General features: G+C 68.3%; 15 protein-coding genes. 9 read left to right on the top strand and 6 right to left on the bottom strand.

Annotated features, from left to right (window positions below):
• Positions 1-55: 55 nt before the first annotated feature.
• Positions 56-1,441 carry a class II 3-deoxy-7-phosphoheptulonate synthase gene (locus U742_RS0101555; RefSeq protein ID WP_029349376.1) on the top strand — a complete coding sequence of 462 codons (1,386 nt, stop codon included), beginning with the start codon at positions 56-58 and terminating at the stop codon, positions 1,439-1,441.
• A 39-nt stretch (positions 1,442-1,480) separates the two neighbouring features.
• Here the strand turns inward: U742_RS0101555 and U742_RS0101550 are convergent, their stop codons facing one another.
• The 3 genes from U742_RS0101550 to U742_RS0101540 form a co-directional block, all read right to left on the bottom strand.
• Positions 1,481-2,491, bottom strand: a complete 1,011-nt coding sequence (locus U742_RS0101550; RefSeq protein ID WP_029349374.1) for a zinc-binding alcohol dehydrogenase family protein — start codon at positions 2,489-2,491, stop codon at positions 1,481-1,483.
• Between the two features lie 181 nt (positions 2,492-2,672).
• On the bottom strand, positions 2,673-3,233 hold the full coding sequence (locus U742_RS22765; RefSeq protein ID WP_081852763.1) for an N-acetylmuramoyl-L-alanine amidase: 561 nt from the start codon (positions 3,231-3,233) through the stop codon (positions 2,673-2,675).
• A 42-nt stretch (positions 3,234-3,275) separates the two neighbouring features.
• Entirely contained in the window at positions 3,276-3,806 is a 531-nt protein-coding gene (locus U742_RS0101540; RefSeq protein WP_029349370.1) for a lysozyme family protein, read from the bottom strand.
• Between the two features lie 217 nt (positions 3,807-4,023).
• Between U742_RS0101540 and U742_RS0101535 the strand changes: the two genes are divergently transcribed.
• The 5 genes from U742_RS0101535 to U742_RS0101515 all read left to right on the top strand — a co-directional run bounded on the left by U742_RS0101535 (position 4,024) and on the right by U742_RS0101515 (position 10,061).
• Positions 4,024-4,383 carry a winged helix-turn-helix transcriptional regulator gene (locus tag U742_RS0101535; RefSeq protein ID WP_029349368.1) on the top strand — a complete coding sequence of 120 codons (360 nt, stop codon included), beginning with the start codon at positions 4,024-4,026 and terminating at the stop codon, positions 4,381-4,383.
• 107 nt (positions 4,384-4,490) lie between these two features.
• Entirely contained in the window at positions 4,491-6,005 is a 1,515-nt protein-coding gene (locus U742_RS0101530) for an acetyl-CoA hydrolase/transferase family protein (RefSeq protein ID WP_029349365.1), read from the top strand.
• A 49-nt stretch (positions 6,006-6,054) separates the two neighbouring features.
• Positions 6,055-7,728, top strand: coding sequence for an NAD+ synthase (locus U742_RS0101525; RefSeq protein ID WP_029349364.1), 1,674 nt, complete (start codon positions 6,055-6,057; stop codon positions 7,726-7,728).
• Positions 7,729-7,848: 120 nt separating this feature from the next.
• On the top strand, positions 7,849-8,652 hold the full coding sequence (locus U742_RS0101520) for a pentapeptide repeat-containing protein (protein WP_029349362.1): 804 nt from the start codon (positions 7,849-7,851) through the stop codon (positions 8,650-8,652).
• A 50-nt stretch (positions 8,653-8,702) separates the two neighbouring features.
• Complete coding sequence (locus U742_RS0101515; protein WP_029349360.1) at positions 8,703-10,061, top strand: glutamate--tRNA ligase; 1,359 nt, start codon at positions 8,703-8,705, stop codon at positions 10,059-10,061.
• A 3-nt stretch (positions 10,062-10,064) separates the two neighbouring features.
• Here the strand turns inward: U742_RS0101515 and U742_RS0101510 are convergent, their stop codons facing one another.
• Positions 10,065-11,171, bottom strand: coding sequence for a DUF2865 domain-containing protein (locus tag U742_RS0101510; protein ID WP_081852762.1), 1,107 nt, complete (start codon positions 11,169-11,171; stop codon positions 10,065-10,067).
• A 222-nt stretch (positions 11,172-11,393) separates the two neighbouring features.
• Here U742_RS0101510 and U742_RS0101505 point away from each other — a divergent pair, with 222 nt between their 5' ends.
• Positions 11,394-11,912 (top strand): CreA family protein, encoded by a 519-nt coding sequence (locus U742_RS0101505; protein ID WP_029349357.1) that lies wholly within the window; start codon positions 11,394-11,396, stop codon positions 11,910-11,912.
• Positions 11,913-11,951: 39 nt separating this feature from the next.
• On the opposite strand, the gene U742_RS0101500 is transcribed toward U742_RS0101505, so the two are convergent.
• Positions 11,952-12,263 carry a hypothetical protein gene (locus U742_RS0101500; RefSeq protein ID WP_029349355.1) on the bottom strand — a complete coding sequence of 104 codons (312 nt, stop codon included), beginning with the start codon at positions 12,261-12,263 and terminating at the stop codon, positions 11,952-11,954.
• Between the two features lie 327 nt (positions 12,264-12,590).
• On the opposite strand from U742_RS0101500, the gene cysS reads away from it, so the two are divergent.
• On the top strand, positions 12,591-13,985 hold the full coding sequence (gene cysS, locus U742_RS0101495; RefSeq protein ID WP_029349351.1) for a cysteine--tRNA ligase: 1,395 nt from the start codon (positions 12,591-12,593) through the stop codon (positions 13,983-13,985).
• Between the two features lie 37 nt (positions 13,986-14,022).
• Complete coding sequence (locus U742_RS0101490) at positions 14,023-14,508, top strand: GNAT family N-acetyltransferase (RefSeq protein ID WP_029349349.1); 486 nt, start codon at positions 14,023-14,025, stop codon at positions 14,506-14,508.
• A gap of 34 nt (positions 14,509-14,542) precedes the next feature.
• On the opposite strand, the gene U742_RS0101485 is transcribed toward U742_RS0101490, so the two are convergent.
• Positions 14,543-16,240 (bottom strand): hypothetical protein, encoded by a 1,698-nt coding sequence (locus U742_RS0101485; RefSeq protein ID WP_029349347.1) that lies wholly within the window; start codon positions 16,238-16,240, stop codon positions 14,543-14,545.
• Between the last annotated feature and the right edge of the window lie 118 nt (positions 16,241-16,358).

Genomic DNA, 16,358 nt, shown 5'->3' with positions numbered 1-16,358 from the left:
AAGGCCGGCCTTTCCGCAGGGGGTGATGCCCTGCGACGACGTAGTGGAGGCGAAGATGGTTGAACGCTGGACGCCGGACAGTTGGAGGGCCAAGCCCATCCAGCAGGTCCCGGATTATCCGGACGCCGAAGCCTTGGCTTCGGTGGAGCGTCAGCTCGCCTCGTTTCCGCCGCTGGTTTTTGCAGGTGAGGCCCGTCGCCTGAAGCGCGAGCTTGCCAAGGTGGCCAAGGGAGAGGCCTTCCTCCTGCAGGGCGGCGACTGCGCCGAGAGCTTCGCCGAGCATTCGGCCGACAACATCCGCGATTTCTTCCGCGTCTTCCTGCAGATGGCGGTGGTGCTGACCTATGCCGGCGCTTCCCCCGTGGTGAAGGTCGGGCGCATCGCCGGCCAGTTCGCCAAGCCGCGCTCGGCTCCGACCGAGACCGTGGGCGGGGTGGAACTGCCGTCCTATCGCGGCGACATCATCAACGACATCGAGTTCACCCCGGCCTCGCGCATCCCCGATCCGCGCCGGCAGCTCGAGGCGTACCGCCAGTCGGCGGCGACGCTGAACCTTCTGCGCGCCTTCGCCAATGGCGGCTATGCCAGCCTCGGCAACGCGCATCAGTGGATGCTCGGCTTCATCAAGGACTCACCGCAGTCCGGCCGCTACCAGGCGCTCGCCGATCGCATCACCGAGGCGCTCGACTTCATGCGCGCCATCGGCATCGACCCGGAGACGCATCCGGAGATGCGCTCGACCGAGTTCTTCACCAGCCACGAGGCGCTGCTGCTCGGCTTCGAGCAGGCGCTGACGCGGGTGGATTCCACCACCGGCGACTGGTACGCGACCTCCGGCCACATGATCTGGATCGGCGATCGCACCCGCCAGTTCGACCACGCGCATATCGAATATTGCCGCGGCGTGAAGAACCCGATCGGGCTGAAGTGCGGCCCGTCGCTGAAGCCGGACGACTTGCTCCGCCTCATCGACGCGCTGAACCCGGAGAACGAGCCGGGCCGGCTGACGCTGATCGGCCGCTTCGGCGCCGACAAGGTGGCCGACAGCCTGCCGGCGCTGGTGCGCGCGGTGAAGCGCGAGGGCCGCACCGTGGTGTGGTCGTCCGACCCGATGCACGGCAACACCATCAAGGCCGCCTCGGGCTACAAGACGCGCCCGTTCGACCAGATCCTCTCCGAGGTGAAGGACTTCTTCGCGGTGCATGCCGCCGAAGGCACCTTCGCCGGCGGCGTGCATCTGGAGATGACCGGCAAGAACGTCACCGAATGCACCGGCGGCGCGCGGGCGATCTCGGATGCGGACCTGAAGGACCGCTACCACACCTATTGCGACCCGCGGCTCAATGCCGAGCAGGCCATCGAGATGGCCTTCCTCGTCGCCGAGCTCCTGAAGCAGGAGCGCGCCGGGCGCACCCGCCCGGTGACGCAGGCCGCCGAGTGACACGCGGCGGGCCGGATCTTCCGGCCCGCCTCTTCGCCGTCAGCCCCACCCCTCCAGCACGATCTTGCCGATCGAGCGGCCGCTCTCGATCGCGGCATGGGCGCGCCTGAGATTGGCGGCGTTGATCGTGCCGTAATTCGCGCCGAGCGTGGTGCGGACGGTGCCCGCGTCGACGAGGCGCGACACCTCGCTCAGCAGCTCGTGCTGCGCGATCATATCCGGCGTGCCGAACATCGAGCGCGTGAACATCAGCTCCCAGTGCAGCGACAGGCTCTTGCCCTTCAGCGCCAGCGCGTCGAGCGACTTGGGATCGTCGATCAGCGCGATACGGCCCTGCGGGCGCACCGCCTTGATGATCTCGGCCCAGTGCGTGTCGGTCTGGGTGAGGCTGTAGACGTAGTCCACCTCGCCTAAGCCCGCCCGCGCGAGTTCCTCCGACAGCGGCTTCGAATGGTCGATCACCGCGTGGGCGCCGAGCTCCTCGACCCATTTCCGGCTTTCGGGGCGCGAGGCGGTGCCGATCACGGTGAGGTCTGTGAGCTGCCGCGCGAACTGCGTCACCAGCGAGCCGACGCCGCCCGACGCGCCGACCACCAGCAGCTTGCCGCCTGCGCCCTTCTTCGGCACCTGAAGCCGGTCGAACAGGCCTTCCCAGGCGGTGATGGAGGTGAGCGGCAGGGCCGCGGCTTCGGCAAATCCGAGCGTCTTCGGCTTCGCGCCGACGATGCGCTCGTCGACGAGGTTGTACTCGGCGTTCGTGCCGGGCCGGTTGATGTTGCCGGCGTAGAACACCTCGTCGCCCGGCTTGAACAGCGTCACCTCTGCGCCCACCGCCTCGACGATGCCGGCGGCGTCCCAGCCGAGGATCACCGGCGCGTCCGGCGTGCCCTGCCGGCGCAGGCGCACCTTGGTGTCGACGGGGTTCACCGAGATGGCGGCGATCTTGACCAGAAGGTCGCGCGGGCCGGGGGAGGGGACGGGCGTCTCGAAGTCGAACAGCGAGCGTTCGTCGGAGATGGGCAGGGATTCGATATAGCCGACGGCTTTCATGGACAGGTCTCCCGCGCCGGGGCGGCGCATGGTGATGGGTAGCTTCCCGTCCAATGTCGATGCCGAGCGGAAATCCGCAAGACAGCACAAGTTTGTAGGGTGGTATCAGGGGTGTAACCCGCGCGGGCGGGCGGCAGGCCCGGCCCCTCGCGCTCCCTCCCGGTCCGGCCGGCGGCCGCGCTCAGAAGATTTTGCCGATGTCGAGAGGGCCCGGATCCCAGTGCAGGTTCTCGGGAACGTGCTGATGGCCGCACCAGCCGTTGAAGTTTTTCCAGGTCGAGAATGACATCCGGGATGTGGCGCCCGAACCCACTGCCTGATCCTCAGGGAAAAAGGGTGGAGCGGACTTGCTGATGCCTTTGGCCGCCGAGATCCAGTTTATCAGGTCGTGAAGCGACTGGATTATATCCGGATGAAGTTTCGCAATGTTTTCGGAGCGCCACGCTATTTCGATCTGGATGGCGCTGGCCCTGTTGGTCTGCACGCCGCCATCCTTGTTCTTAAGTGCTCTCGATCCATTATTGATAGAAAAATGCTGATATACCTTGACCCCGGATGATTTGCGTACAACCGTGAAATGGGGAGCGTTCGTTCCGCCATAATAACTCGTCGTCGAGACGTTGTAGTCCGTCGATTGCGTTGTGTGCAAAACGCCTCGGAACGGATAGCTGGGGTCGAACGCCGGACTCGGCGCCATGAATGGCACGGAGATCGCGTTGGGGTATATGCCGCTTCCAGGCATGTCGCCCTCCCATGTTGGATTTACGTGCGGGCTCGATCTGTGTCACGGGAAGAGGATGTTTCTTATCGTGGCCATCCGGCTCAGCACGTCGGCAGAGTAGTCGTGGCCGGTGCTGCTCTTGTCGACGTCGTGGCCTTTTGAGAAATTGTAATACGCCCACCATCCGCAATTATAGGAAGAGATACTGATCCGAAGAATCTCGGCGGCGGTCAGATTTGCCTTTCCGACGAAGCTTTTCTTGCCGAAGACGATCTTTTTTCCCTGGTTCTTTTCGACATTGGTCCGCTTGCCGTCGAGGACGAGCGCGCCCTTGGCGATGCCTTGCTCGACATCCTGCCAGGCCCCGGAATGGCACCACTCCGGAAAGGAACGATCATCGATCTGCATGATGCCGTATCCGTGGCCGCCGTCGCCGATGATGTTCTTCATGTTCGTTTCGCGCGAAGTGATGGCCATGAGCAGTACTGCGTCGAACGTGTAGTCGGCGCCGGAATCCTGGAAGAATGGCAGCCATCCCTTGTCGGCTGCGCGTTTGCACTGCTTCTTGAGATCGCTCGTTGTCCAATTCGGCATGGAAATTCCACGATCGAACGAATGATGCGGTAGAAAATACTCGTTCGTAAACCTTAGGTTGTCAATTGAGATTTGCACAACCGAATTTTCGGACCGGCTCGCTCCTTCCGTTGTCTCTTGTGGGTGTGCGGATCGAAGGACCGCCGCCGGACCGGCGGGGGTCGTACATGTCGGCCACCCGTACTAGATTGCGCGCGCGATCCATGCGGAGGCGGCGATGGCCAGACGTCACGAGGACTATAGCTGCAGCCTGGGCTGCCCGGTCGAGGCGGCGCTGGAGATCATCGGCGCCAAGTGGAAGGGCGGCATCATCTATCATCTGCTGGGCGGCGAGCTGCGTTTCAGCGAGCTGCGCCGGCGCACGCCGAACGTCACCCAGCGCATCCTCGCGAAAGCCCTGCGCGAGCTGGAGGCGGACGCGGTGATCGCCCGCACCGTCTACCCCACCGTGCCGCCGCAGGTCGGCTACCGCCTGACCCCGAAGGGCGAAGCGCTGCGCCCCGCCATCCTACTGCTGGCGGACTGGGGGCGCGAGCAGGCGCTCCCCGGCCGCAAGCTGATGCTGGCGGCCGAATAGCTCTGCGTTGGACGCATAAGGACATTCCCGTCGCCCGAAAGTCGCATCGCCCCTCCGCCCGCGAGCGGCTATCGGACGGGGAGTTCCCTTCTGCGGTCGGTTCCGTCATGCCCCACGAGCGTATTCGCCAAGCCTCCCTGCACGCCAAGGTGACCAGCGCGGAGGAGGCCGCCCGTCTCATCACCGACGGCATGACGGTCGGCATGAGCGGCTTCACCCGCGCCGGCGAGGCGAAGGCGGTGCCGATGGCGCTGGCCGAGCGGGCCAAGCGCGAACCGCTGAAGATCACGCTGATCACCGGCGCCTCGCTCGGCAACGACCTCGACAAGCAGCTCGCCGAGGCCCACGTGCTCTCCCGGCGCATCCCCTTCCAGTCCGATCCGGCGCTGCGCAAGGCGATCAATGCCGGCGAGGTGATGTTCGTCGACCAGCATCTGTCGGAGACGGTGGAGCTGCTGCGCACCCGGCAAATCGGCCCGGTCGACGTGGCGGTGATCGAGGCGGTCGCCATCACCGAGCAGGGCGGCATCATCCCGACCACCTCGGTCGGCAATTCGGCGAGCTTCGCCATATTGGCGCCGAAGGTGATCGTCGAGATCAACATGTCGCAGCCGGCGCTGCTGGAAGGGCTGCACGACATCTACATCCCGACCCGGCGGCCGGTGCGCCATCCGATCCCCATCGTCGCGCCGGAGAACCGGATCGGGCTGCCCTTCATCCCGATCGAGCCCGAGAAGATCGCCGCCATCGTCGTCACCTCGAAGCTCGATTCCTCCTCGACCGTGCTGCCGCCGGACGTCGAGACGCGGGCGATTGCCGGGCATCTCACCGAGTTCCTGAAGCACGAGGTGGCGGTGGGCCGGCTGACCAACCAGCTCCTGCCGCTGCAGGCCGGCATCGGCACCATCGCCAATGCGGTGATGCACGGGCTGATCGACAGCCCGTTCCACAACCTCACCATGTATTCGGAAGTGCTGCAGGACAGCACCTTCGACCTGTTCGATGCCGGCAAGCTCGACTTCGCCTCCGGCTCCTCGATCACCCTGTCGCGCGACAAGTACCAGGCGGTGCTGCCGGACTTCGCGCGCTACAAGCCGAAGCTGGTGCTGCGCCCGCAGGAGATCAGCAACCACCCCGAAGTCATCCGCCGGCTCGGCGTCATCGCCGTCAACACGGCGCTGGAATTCGACATCTACGGCAACATCAACTCCACCCATGTGGGCGGCACCCACATGATGAACGGCATCGGCGGTTCGGGCGATTTCGCGCGCAACGCCTATCTCTCGGTCTTCGTCACCAAGTCGCTCGCCAAGGACGGCGCCATTTCGAGCGTCGTGCCCATGGTGAGCCATGTCGACCACACCGAGCACGACGTCGACATCGTGGTGACCGAGCAGGGCCTCGCCGACCTTCGCGGCCTCGCGCCGCGCGAGCGGGCCAAGCTGATCGTCGCCCATTGCGCGCATCCGTCCTACCGCGATGCGCTGGCCGACTATGTCGCCCGCGCCACCGCCCGCGGCGGGCACACGCCGCACCTGATCGAGGAGGCGCTCGGCTGGCACGCGGCCCTGCGGGAGCGTGGCTCGATGCGCTCCCTTCCATCGGCGGCGGTGATCGCGTGATACGCTTCTGATCATTGCCGATGCGGCGCGGGGACTATAAATCAGCGACATGTCCAGCGCCCCCGCCGACCAGCTCCTCATCGCTCTCGCGCAACTGAACCCGGTGGTCGGCGACGTCGCCGGCAATGCCGAGAAGGCGCGTGCGGCGCGCGTCGAGGCCGCCGGACAGGGCGCCGATCTCATCGTCTTCACCGAGCTGTTCATCGCCGGCTATCCGCCCGAGGACCTCGTGCTCAAGCCTGCCTTCCAGCTCGCCTGCCGGCAGGCGGTGGAGGCGCTGGCGGCCGAGACGGCGGATGGCGGGCCGGCGGTGCTGATCGGCTCGCCTTGGGTCGAGGCCGGCAGGCTCTATAATGCCGTGCTGCTGCTCGACGGCGGCGCCGTCGCGGCGGCGCGCTACAAGGTCGACCTGCCCAATTACGGCGTGTTCGACGAGAAGCGTGTGTTCGCGCCCGGCCCCCTGCCGGGGCCGATCGCCTTCCGGGGCGTGCGCCTCGGCGTGCCGATCTGCGAGGACATCTGGACGCCGGACGTCGTCGAGTGCCTCTCCGAGACCGGCGCCGAGCTCCTGCTGGTGCCGAACGGCTCGCCCTATCGCCGCTCCGTCTATGACGAGCGCATGAACATCGCGGTCTCCCGCGTGGTGGAGAGCGGCCTGCCGCTCGCCTATGTGAACCAGCTCGGCGGGCAGGACGAGCTGGTGTTCGACGGCGGCTCCTTCGTGCTGAACGCCGACCGCACGCTGGCCACCCAGATGCCGAACTTCCAGGAACGCATCCGGCTCACCCGCTGGGAGCGCTGGGCGGACGGCTGGCGCTGCGAGACGAGCGTGCGCGCCCCGCTGCTGCAGGACGACGAGGCGGATTACGCCGCCTGCGTCATCGGCCTGCGCGACTATGTCGAGAAGAACCGTTTCCCCGGCGTGGTGCTGGGCCTGTCCGGCGGCGTCGATTCCGCCCTCGTCGCCGCCATGGCGGTCGACGCGCTGGGGTCTGAGCGCGTGCACTGCGTGATGCTGCCCTACCGCTTCACCTCGAACGAGTCGCTCTCCGATGCCGCCGGCGTCGCCGAGGCGCTGGACTGCCGCTACGACATCGTGCCGATAGCCGAGGCCGTGGAAGGGCTGGAGCAGGTGCTGAAGCCGCTCTTCGACGGCCGCCCGCGCGACGTGACGGAAGAGAACCTGCAGTCCCGCGCGCGCGGCACCATACTGATGTCGATCTCCAACAAGTTCGGCTCGATGGTAGTGACCACCGGCAACAAGTCGGAGATGTCGACCGGCTACGCCACGCTCTATGGCGACATGAACGGCGGCTACAACCCGCTGAAGGACCTCTACAAGACGCAGGTGTTCCGGCTCTGCCACCTGCGCAACCGCTGGAAGCCGGCCGGCGCGCTGGGCCCGGACGGCGTCGTGATCCCCGAGAACGTCATCATGAAGCCGCCGACCGCCGAGCTGCGCGAGAACCAGAAGGATCAGGACAGCCTGCCGCCCTATGACGTGCTCGACGCCATATTGGAGCGGCTGGTGGAGCGCGAGATGCCGGTGGCCTCCATCGTCGCCGAGGGCTTCGAGGCGCCGCTGGTGGCGCGGGTCGAGCGCATGCTGAACATCGCCGAATACAAGCGCCGGCAGGCGGCGCCGGGCGTGAAGGTGACGCCGCGCAATTTCGGCCGCGACCGCCGCTACCCGATCACCAACCGGTTCCGCGAGACGGTCTAGGTCTGGACGCAGCGCGGCGCGGCATCCCGCAGTCGTGATGGCGCGCTGGTCCGGGCGGAATGGTATTACTCGTGACGTCTGTGATTTCGCAGGGTCATGCGTGATCGGATGAGTGGCGCCATGAAGACATTGTCGATCATCCGCTGCGCCTGGCTGGCCGTGACCTGCCTGCTGATCGTCCCGGCGGCCGCGCAGGACATGCTGCGCCACCTCGACCTCGCCTCGCCGCAGATGACGACGGCGGAGATCGGCCGCGCCGATGTCGAGGCGCTGATCGCAAAGGCGGCCCCCGGCGTGCCGGTGGACCTCTCCGGCCGCCGGCTGAACGGCCTCGACCTGTCCGGTCTCGACCTGAGGGGCGCCAGCTTCCGCGCCGCGCTGCTCAACGGCGCGAACCTCAAGGGCGCCCGGCTGGACGGCGCGCTGTTCGATCAGGCCTGGATGCTGAAAGCCGATCTCGGCGGCGCCAGCCTGAAGAAGGCGAGCCTGTTCGGCACCCAGTTGCAGGACGGCAGGCTGGGCGGCGCCGATCTTTCCGGCGCCCGCATCGCCGGCGATTTCAGCCGCGCCGATTTTCGCGGGGCCGACCTGTCCGGCGCCGATTTCAGCGCCGACATGCGCAACCAGTCGATGGGCCTGATGCGCGGCGTGCTGAACTCGGCCGATCTGCGCGGCGCCAATCTGACCGGCGCCAACCTGTCGCGCGCGCAGCTCCAGTTCGCCGACCTCGAGGGGGCGAACCTGTCCGGCGCCTCGCTGGTCGGTGCCGAGTTTGCCGGCGCCGACTTCACCGGGGCCAATGTCGCGGGTGCCGATTTCCGCAACGCCGACGTCGATTCGGCCCGGCTGATCGGCCTCGCCGGGCTCGACCGGGCGCGGAATGTCGAGCTGGCCCGGAATCTCGGCCGCGCGATCCGGGAGTAGCCTGCTCATATGGTTGTAAGCCGGCGCCGGCTCGGCGATAAGGCCGCACCATGAGCCAGAATTCCGCTCCTCGCCCCATCCTCCGTTTCGCGCCGTCGCCGACCGGATTGCTGCATGTCGGCAATGCCCGCACGGCGCTCTACAACGCGCTCGTCGCGCGGCGCGAGGACGGGACCTTCATCCTGCGCTATGACGACACCGACACCGCCCGCTCGACGGCGGAATTCGCCGAGGCGATCGCCGAGGATCTGGCCTGGCTCGGCCTCGCGCCGGACCGCGTCGAGCACCAGTCGAAGCGCCTCGCGCTCTATGACGCCTCGGTCGAGCGGCTCAAGGCCTCGGGTCATCTCTACCCGGCCTATGAGAGCGAGGAAGAACTGGAGGCCAAGCGCCTCAGCCGCCGCCGGCGCGGCCTGCCGCCGATCTATGATCGCGCGGCGCTGGCGCTCACGCCCGCGCAGCGCGCCGCCTTCGAGGCCGGGGGCAGGAGCCCGCACTGGCGCTTCAGGCTGGACGGCCGGCGCGTCGAGTGGGTCGACCTCGTGCGCGGGCCGCAGCATATCGAGACCGGCGCGCTTTCCGATCCCGTGCTGATCCGCGCCGACGGCTCCTATCTCTATACGCTGACCTCGGTGATCGACGACATCGACATGGGCGTCACCCATGTGGTGCGCGGCGAGGACCACGTCACCAACACGGCGGTGCAGACCGAGATCTTCGAGGCGCTGGGCGCCCGCCCGCCGGTTTTCGCTCATCACAACCTGCTCACTCTGCCGAGCGGGGAGGGGCTGTCGAAGCGGCTCGGCCATCTCTCGCTGCGGGCGCTGCGCGAGGATGGCGAGGAGGCGCTGGCGGTGGCGGCGCTCGCCGTGCTCACCGGCACCTCCATGGCGGTAGAGCCGGTGGCCGACCTCGATACGCTGGCGGCGCGCATCGACTTCTCGAAGATCTCGCGCGCGCCGGCCCGCTTCGATCCGCAGGAGCTCGCGGCGCTCACCGGCGCGACGCTGCATCTGCTCCCCTATGCGGCGGTGGGTGAGCGTCTTGCCGCGCTCGGCGTCGCCGGCGGCGAGGATTTCTGGCTGGCGGTGCGGGGCAATCTCGCCCGTCTCGCCGATGCCGCGGGGTGGTGGCGGGTCGTCGAGGGGCCGGTCGCCCCCGTCGTGGCGGCGGAGGATGCCGCCTTCCTCGCGCAGGCCGCCGGCCTGCTGCCGGAAATCTGGGATGGCGAGGTCTATGCCCGCTGGATCGCGAGCGTGAAGCCGGCGAGCGGGCGCGCCGGCCGCGCGCTGTTCCACCCGCTGCGCTTCGCCTTGACCGGGCAGGAGAGTGGGCCGGAGCTGAAGGCCCTGCTGCCGCTCATCGGCCGGGAGAAGGCCCGCGCGCGGCTGCTCGGGCAGGCGGCCTGACGCTCACTGCGCCGGGCTGAACTGCTGGGTCGGCGGGTAGGGCTGCGGGTTCGGCTGGAACTGCTGCTGCGGCGGCTGCGTCTGGGGCTGCGGCTTGGGCTTGGCGGCCGCCGCCGGCGTCGCGGGCAGCGGCTGCGACATCTCGCGCGCCTTGTCCTCGGTCACCACGATGTCGCCCTTGCGCAGCGTGACGTCGCCGTCCGCGCCCTGCAGCGCCTGCGCCCAGCCCATGCCGGCCGGGCGGCACGAGCAGGCCGAGACATACTGTTTCTTGAACAGCATGGCGTTCGGCAGCGACATGTAGGGCTGGCCGTTGACCGCGGTGGCGTTCTCGATGTCGCCGCCGGGGTTGCGATAGGCGAACAGCCGCGCCTCGGTGCCCGGGCACTGGCGCTGGCAGAGCTGCTCGTCGGTCGGGAAGCGCGCCGGCGTCGCCGCGAAGGAGATCGGGAAGAAGAAGCCGTCGCAGGTGCGCACGCACACGGTGCGATAGGTCGAGACCTTCGGCATCTCCATCGGCTGGATGTCGAGCGGTCCGGTCTCGTCGCTCTCCGTCATGTCGCGCGGGACGCCGAAGAGCTGCTCGAAGAAATTGCGCGGCCGGCGTGCCTCGCCGCCACCACCGCCCCCGCCGGGCTGGCCGCCGCCGAGCGCCGCGCGATATTGCGGGCCGCAATCGTTCTGGGCGAGCTGGTAGACGAGCTGGCGGCGCTGCTCGTTGATGCCGCTGTCGCCGGACTGCATGGTGGCACGGTCGAGCGCCGAGCGCGCCTGGGTGAGCTGGCGGTTCAGCGCGTCGCACTGGGGCGGCAGTTGCGGCTGGAAGATGAGGAAGCCGCGCTTGTCGCAGCCCATCTGGCGGACCTGCGCGGACAGATTGTCCACATTGGCGCGAAGCTGGCCCACCGCCTGCTCGGAATTGCGCTGCCCGCCGCCGCGGTCGAGCTGGGCGAGCTGCCCCTCGAGCCGGATGCAGGTGGCCGAGCGGTCCGGCGCCGGCTGGCCGTAGACGACCGGCGGATTCTGCGCCGAGGCGGCGCCGGCGGCGAGGAGGAGGGCGGCAGCCCCCGCGAGCACTGTGCGGCCGATGAGGTCGCATCTGATCGTCATGTCGTCCGCCGTCGTCTCGTTCAGGTCACTGCGCGCTGGTCAATATGCGTCCCGCCTTCCGTAAGCGCCGGAGGCGGGGATGGCAATGAGCGCGGCAACGGTGGCCAAAGTTTGAACCCGCCTGCGAACCGGGCGCCAGGCCGCGGATACGCCGCGGATCATCTTTCCGATGCCCCAGTTCCTTACCATATGCGGCGCGACACCCCACCGGAGACGGCCCAGATGATTCGCCTCGCCCCGCTCGCCCTTCTCGCCGGCCTCGGCCTCGCATGCGTGGCCGCCGCGCCGGCACGGGCGGAGGAGCCCGACCTGATCTTCAGGAAGTCGACCGTCTGGAAGTTCCTCACGCCGGACGACAAGCTCGCCACCTACGGCATCGACGACCCGCTGGTGGAGGGTGTCGCCTGCCATTACACGCTGCCCGAGAAGGGCGGCGTGAAGGGCATGCTCGGCGTCGCCGAGGAGGTGTCGGACATCTCGATCGCCTGCCGGCAGATCGGCCCGATCAATTTCAAGGGCAAGTTCGAGCAGGGCGACGTCGTCTACCGCGAGAGCCGCTCGCTGATCTTCAAGAAGATGCAGATCGTGCGGGGCTGCGACGCCAAGCGCAACGTGCTGGTCTATCTCGTCTATTCGGACAAGCTGATCGACGGCAGCCCGAAGAACTCGACCACCAGCGTCCCGATCATGCCCTGGGGCGGCACCGGCGAGACGCCGAAATGCGCGGATTTCCTGAAGTGACGGCGTGAGCGGGAAGCCGGCGGCCTCGCCGCCGCGCGCTCACTTCTCGCAGGAGATCGCCACCGCCTGCGAGCAACTGCCGCCGATGCAGGCGGTGCGGACCGGGGCGGTCGAGATGGCGGTGATCCGCGCATCGCTTTCCACCGTGCCGAAGCTGACCGCGCGCTCGAAGTCGTGCGCCCGGCACCAGGCACCGGCCATCGCCGCACCGCAGGCGGCGCCGGAGGCGATGCAGCCGTCGATGCCGTAGCCGTCCGAGCTGTCGATCAGGAAGGTCTTCGTCTCGCCCGCAAAGGCCGAAACGGAGGTGAGCGCCAGGGTGGCGACGAGAAGGGCGCGAGCGAGAATCATGGGGATGAGCTTTGGTGGGGCTTTGCTTCGGGCGGGCCGTATTCTGGCGATGACGTGGCCGAAATCTGGCGCAAAAGGTTTGAATGGAGAGTGAACGTCGCGGTGAACCGCCGTTCATCCGTCATTTTTTCCGGCGCTTGGTTAATCGGGATGCAGCGGGATGGTCAACGGCGACCGGGGTGGCCGTGGCGGATTTGCGCCGGCTGTGGCACCGGCGCCGCAGCGCCGGACCGCCGATCCCTTGACGTGGCGGGGCAAAGAGACGACAGACGCGCCGGCGCGCGCCTATCGGCGGCGCCCATGAGGGACGCAGGGACGGCTATCGATATGTCGGGCGAGACGAGACCGGGCGTTGTCGAGCTCAAGCTCTACAACACGCTGACGCGGGCGAAGGAGACATTCGTTCCCCTCGATCCGGCGAGGGTGCGCATGTATGTGTGCGGCCCGACGGTCTACGACCTCGCCCATATCGGCAATGCGCGCCCGGTGATCGTGTTCGATCTGCTCTACCGGCTGCTGCGCCACCTCTATGGCACTGACCACGTCAAATATGTGCGCAACATCACCGACGTGGACGACAAGATCAACGCGCGCGCGGCGGTCGAATATCCGGCGCTGTCGCTGAACGAGGCGATCGCCCGGGTCACCGCGACCACCGAGGCGCAGTTCCACGACGACATCGAGGCGCTCGGCGTCCTCCATCCCGACGTCGAGCCGCGCGCCACCGACCACATCGCCGAGATGCGCGATCTCATCGAGAAGCTCATCGCCTCCGGCAACGCCTATGTGGCCGAGAACCACGTGCTGTTCTCGGTGCCGTCGATGCCCGATTACGGCCAGCTCTCGCGCCGCCCGCTCGACGAACTGCTCGCCGGAGCCCGCGTCGATGTCGCGCCCTACAAGCACGACGCCATGGACTTCGTGCTGTGGAAGCCCTCGAAGGAGGGCGAGCCGGGCTGGCCTTCGCCGGGCGGCATCGAGGTTCCGGGCCGGCCGGGCTGGCACATCGAGTGCTCGGCGATGAGCTGGAAGCACCTCGGCGAGACCTTCGACATCCATGGCGGCGGCATCGACCTGATCTTTCCTCACCACGAGAACGAGATCGCCCAGTCGCGCTGTGCCTTCCACTCCGGCGTCATGGCCAAGGTGTGGATGCACAACGGCTTCCTGCAGGTGGAAGGCGAGAAGATGTCGAAGTCGCTCGGCAACTTCGTCACCATCCGCGACCTGCTGGCCGACTGGCCGGGCGACGTGCTGCGCCTCAACATGCTGAAGACCCACTATCGCCAGCCGATCGACTGGACGGTGAAGAGCCTCGAGGAAAGCGCGAAGATCCTCGAGCAGTGGTTCGACGCCGCCGCGCCGGATGCCTATCCGCGCCCGGCGCCGGCGGTGCTGGAGGCGCTCGCCGACGACCTCAACACGCCGAAGGCGATCGCCGAGATGCACGCGCTGAAGGACCACGCCGGCAAGAAGGCGCTGGCCGGCACGCTCGCCTTCCTCGGCTTCACCGAGGCGCCGCTGCGCGGCTGGCTCGCCTCCCGCGCGCCCGAGCTCGACATCGCGCCCGAGGCGATCGAGGCGCGCATCGCCGAGCGCATCGAGGCCCGCCGCAACCGCGACTGGGCGGCCTCCGACCGCATCCGCGACGAGCTGCTGGCGCAGGGCGTCGCGCTCAAGGACAACAAGGACGGCACCACCAGTTGGGAGCCCAAGCGGTGAGCGCGGGGCGCACGCTGGCCGTCCGGAGGGCGGAGCGGTGAGCGGGGCGCCGCCCGCCGCCCTGCGTCCGGCGCTGCCGGGCGACACGCCGGTGCTGGCGGCCATCGCCCGCGCCGCCATCTTCGAGCTGACGGGCGAGGATTACGACGAGGACCAGCAGGAAGCGTGGGCGGACGTCGCCGGCGACGAGGCGGCCCTGGCCGCGCGTCTCGCCGGCCAACTGACGCTGGTGGCGACCCACGACGGCGACCCGGTCGGGTTCATCGTCCTCGCCGACAACCGCGCCATCGACCTGCTCTATGTGCTTCCCCTCTTCACTGGGGAGGGCGTCGGCGCGCTGCTCTGCGACGCCGTGGAGAAGCTCGCCGCCGCGCGCGGCGCCAAGAGCCTCACGGCGGATGCGAGTGACAACGCGCTCGGCTTCTTCCAGAAGCGCGGCTATGTGCCGAAGAGCCGCAACACCGTGCCGCTCGGCGGGGTCTGGCTCGGCAACACCACGGTGGAGAAGAAGCTGGGGGAGTGAGAGGCATCCTTCACGTCGCCGGAGCAATTCTTCTCTAAGGCACATCCAGCGCGCCGATGTAGCAGGCCGATGCCGCATCGCGATCGATCATCCAGGCGGTGACCTTTCCCGGCGCCGCGAGGCGCAGATGGCCGCGCCAGCCGACATCGCTGCCGCCGATCGACGCAATCGCCGCCGGCACGTCCGGGCGCCGCACATCGGTGATGGCGTAGCCGGCCACCATGCCGGCGGCGTCGGTCAGCACGATCCAGCGCGGCGACCCGCCTTGCGCCTCGTCCCAGCTCCAGCCCGAGGCACGCCACCCGCTGCCGCCCGATGTCGGCTGCCCGGCGGGTTCCTCGGCCGGCTCGACCCGCTCGAATTTTCCCCGGCACGCGTCGTTCAGGCGAAGCGCGAGGTGGTCCGCGAGCGGCGTGCCGCGCCAATGCGCCCATTCCGCCGAGAACAGGGCGAGGCGCGCGTCGCGGAGCTGCTCGATCTTGTCCGGCAGCACCGTGTAGTTGGGGAAGGTCATCTTCAACTGCGGCTCATCGCGCACGCCGGCCAGCATCGCCGTCGCCGCCGGGCCGCGATGATCCCGCCAGAGCTTTATGCTGCCCTCGATGTTGTGGAAGCTGTCGGCGAGCATCAGTGCGAGGGCGCCGGTCGCGGCGAGCGGTACGCCGAGCCGCAGGCGGCCCTGCCTGAGGAGGCTCCAGAGCAGGAGGGCCAGCGCCACCCAGAAGATCAGCGCCGGCGTCGCGTAGCGGCTGGTTATGTAGCCGGGCTCGATGCCGAGGCGCGCGCGGCCGAGCGCAGTGACCGCCGCCGTCGCCAGGCTGAACGCGGCGACGTGCAGCAGCACGAGGCGCGCCGGCGTCGCCAGCCCGCCGCGCCACAGCAGGGTGAGGGCGGTGCCCGCCGCCAGCGCAAGTCCGGCCACGCCGCCGGCGATCGCGACGTTGAGATCGCCGCGCAGCATCACCTCGACCGGGTAGCCGATATAGGCGGCGATGAAGAGGGCGAGCTGTCGCGGCTCGTGCAGCGCCCCGAAAGGGTCCGCATAGCTACGCTGCGCCCCATAGTCGCCGGCGAAGTAGAGCGCCAGCAGCCCGGCGGTGAAAATGCCGAGTGCGATCACCTGAGTCGCCGGCCGGCGCAGCCAGAGCGCGAGCACGACCAGCAGGGCCGGCACCAGCATGCCGTTCGCCATGAAGCCGGCGGCCAGCGCTGCCGCGAGCGCGGCGGCCGCGACGCCGGTCCAGCCCGGCAGCAGCGCGAGGCCCAGAAAGGCAGCGGTCGCCGCCGCATGAACGCCGACGAACTGGCTCTGGAAGCCCCAGAAGAAATTCTGCTCCTGCACCCGCCAGAACAGCGCCCCCACGGCGAGGGCGGCGGCGATGCCGAGGTCGGCCGGCTTGGCGAGGCCGGCGCAATAGGCCGCCAGCACGAGCAGCAGCACATGCGCCGCCTGCAGCACCAGTATGGCCGCGTACTGGACGAGGTAGGTGCCGCCGGCGAGCTCATTGTCGGCGATCGCCAGCAGCCGGAAGAGCACCAGCCGGTGATTGTTGTGCGGTTCGAACAGCCGTGCCGCGAGATCGGTGGTGGTGAATATCTCCCACTCGTCCCAGAACGGCACCGGGACATAGACCGCGACCATCGCGCCGAGCGTCATGCCGGCGATCAGCAGCGCGATCGCGAGGTCGAGCCCGGCAAGAACGCCGCGGAACGCCGCGCCCGATCGCACCACCTCACACTCCCCGCCTGAACCGCCTATGGCTCCCTTCCGGGCTATGCGATGTTTGGCCATGCGGCGCAAGCAGGTGAGCGCGACCCGGCGGGTCCTCCGCGGCCTTGAATCGGGAACG

The sequence above is a fragment of the Allobosea sp. 117 genome, assembly GCF_000702305.1.
In the GTDB taxonomy this organism is placed as follows: domain Bacteria; phylum Pseudomonadota; class Alphaproteobacteria; order Rhizobiales; family Xanthobacteraceae; genus Ancylobacter.
The sequence above is the reverse complement of the archived record's forward strand: the minus strand, read 5'-3'. Positions and strand labels throughout refer to the sequence as shown.

Excerpts from the sequence above, each read along its gene's own strand:
- U742_RS0101555 (WP_029349376.1), top strand. The coding sequence starts at position 56 with ATGGTTGAACGCTGGACGCCGGACAGTTGGAGGGCCAAGCCCATCCAG.
- U742_RS0101550 (WP_029349374.1), bottom strand. The coding sequence starts at position 2,491 with ATGAAAGCCGTCGGCTATATCGAATCCCTGCCCATCTCCGACGAACGC.
- U742_RS22765 (WP_081852763.1), bottom strand. The coding sequence starts at position 3,233 with ATGCCTGGAAGCGGCATATACCCCAACGCGATCTCCGTGCCATTCATG.
- U742_RS0101540 (WP_029349370.1), bottom strand. The coding sequence starts at position 3,806 with ATGCCGAATTGGACAACGAGCGATCTCAAGAAGCAGTGCAAACGCGCA.
- U742_RS0101535 (WP_029349368.1), top strand. The coding sequence starts at position 4,024 with ATGGCCAGACGTCACGAGGACTATAGCTGCAGCCTGGGCTGCCCGGTC.
- U742_RS0101530 (WP_029349365.1), top strand. The coding sequence starts at position 4,491 with ATGCCCCACGAGCGTATTCGCCAAGCCTCCCTGCACGCCAAGGTGACC.
- U742_RS0101525 (WP_029349364.1), top strand. The coding sequence starts at position 6,055 with ATGTCCAGCGCCCCCGCCGACCAGCTCCTCATCGCTCTCGCGCAACTG.
- U742_RS0101520 (WP_029349362.1), top strand. The coding sequence starts at position 7,849 with ATGAAGACATTGTCGATCATCCGCTGCGCCTGGCTGGCCGTGACCTGC.
- U742_RS0101515 (WP_029349360.1), top strand. The coding sequence starts at position 8,703 with ATGAGCCAGAATTCCGCTCCTCGCCCCATCCTCCGTTTCGCGCCGTCG.
- U742_RS0101510 (WP_081852762.1), bottom strand. The coding sequence starts at position 11,171 with ATGACGATCAGATGCGACCTCATCGGCCGCACAGTGCTCGCGGGGGCT.
- U742_RS0101505 (WP_029349357.1), top strand. The coding sequence starts at position 11,394 with ATGATTCGCCTCGCCCCGCTCGCCCTTCTCGCCGGCCTCGGCCTCGCA.
- U742_RS0101500 (WP_029349355.1), bottom strand. The coding sequence starts at position 12,263 with ATGATTCTCGCTCGCGCCCTTCTCGTCGCCACCCTGGCGCTCACCTCC.
- cysS (WP_029349351.1), top strand. The coding sequence starts at position 12,591 with ATGTCGGGCGAGACGAGACCGGGCGTTGTCGAGCTCAAGCTCTACAAC.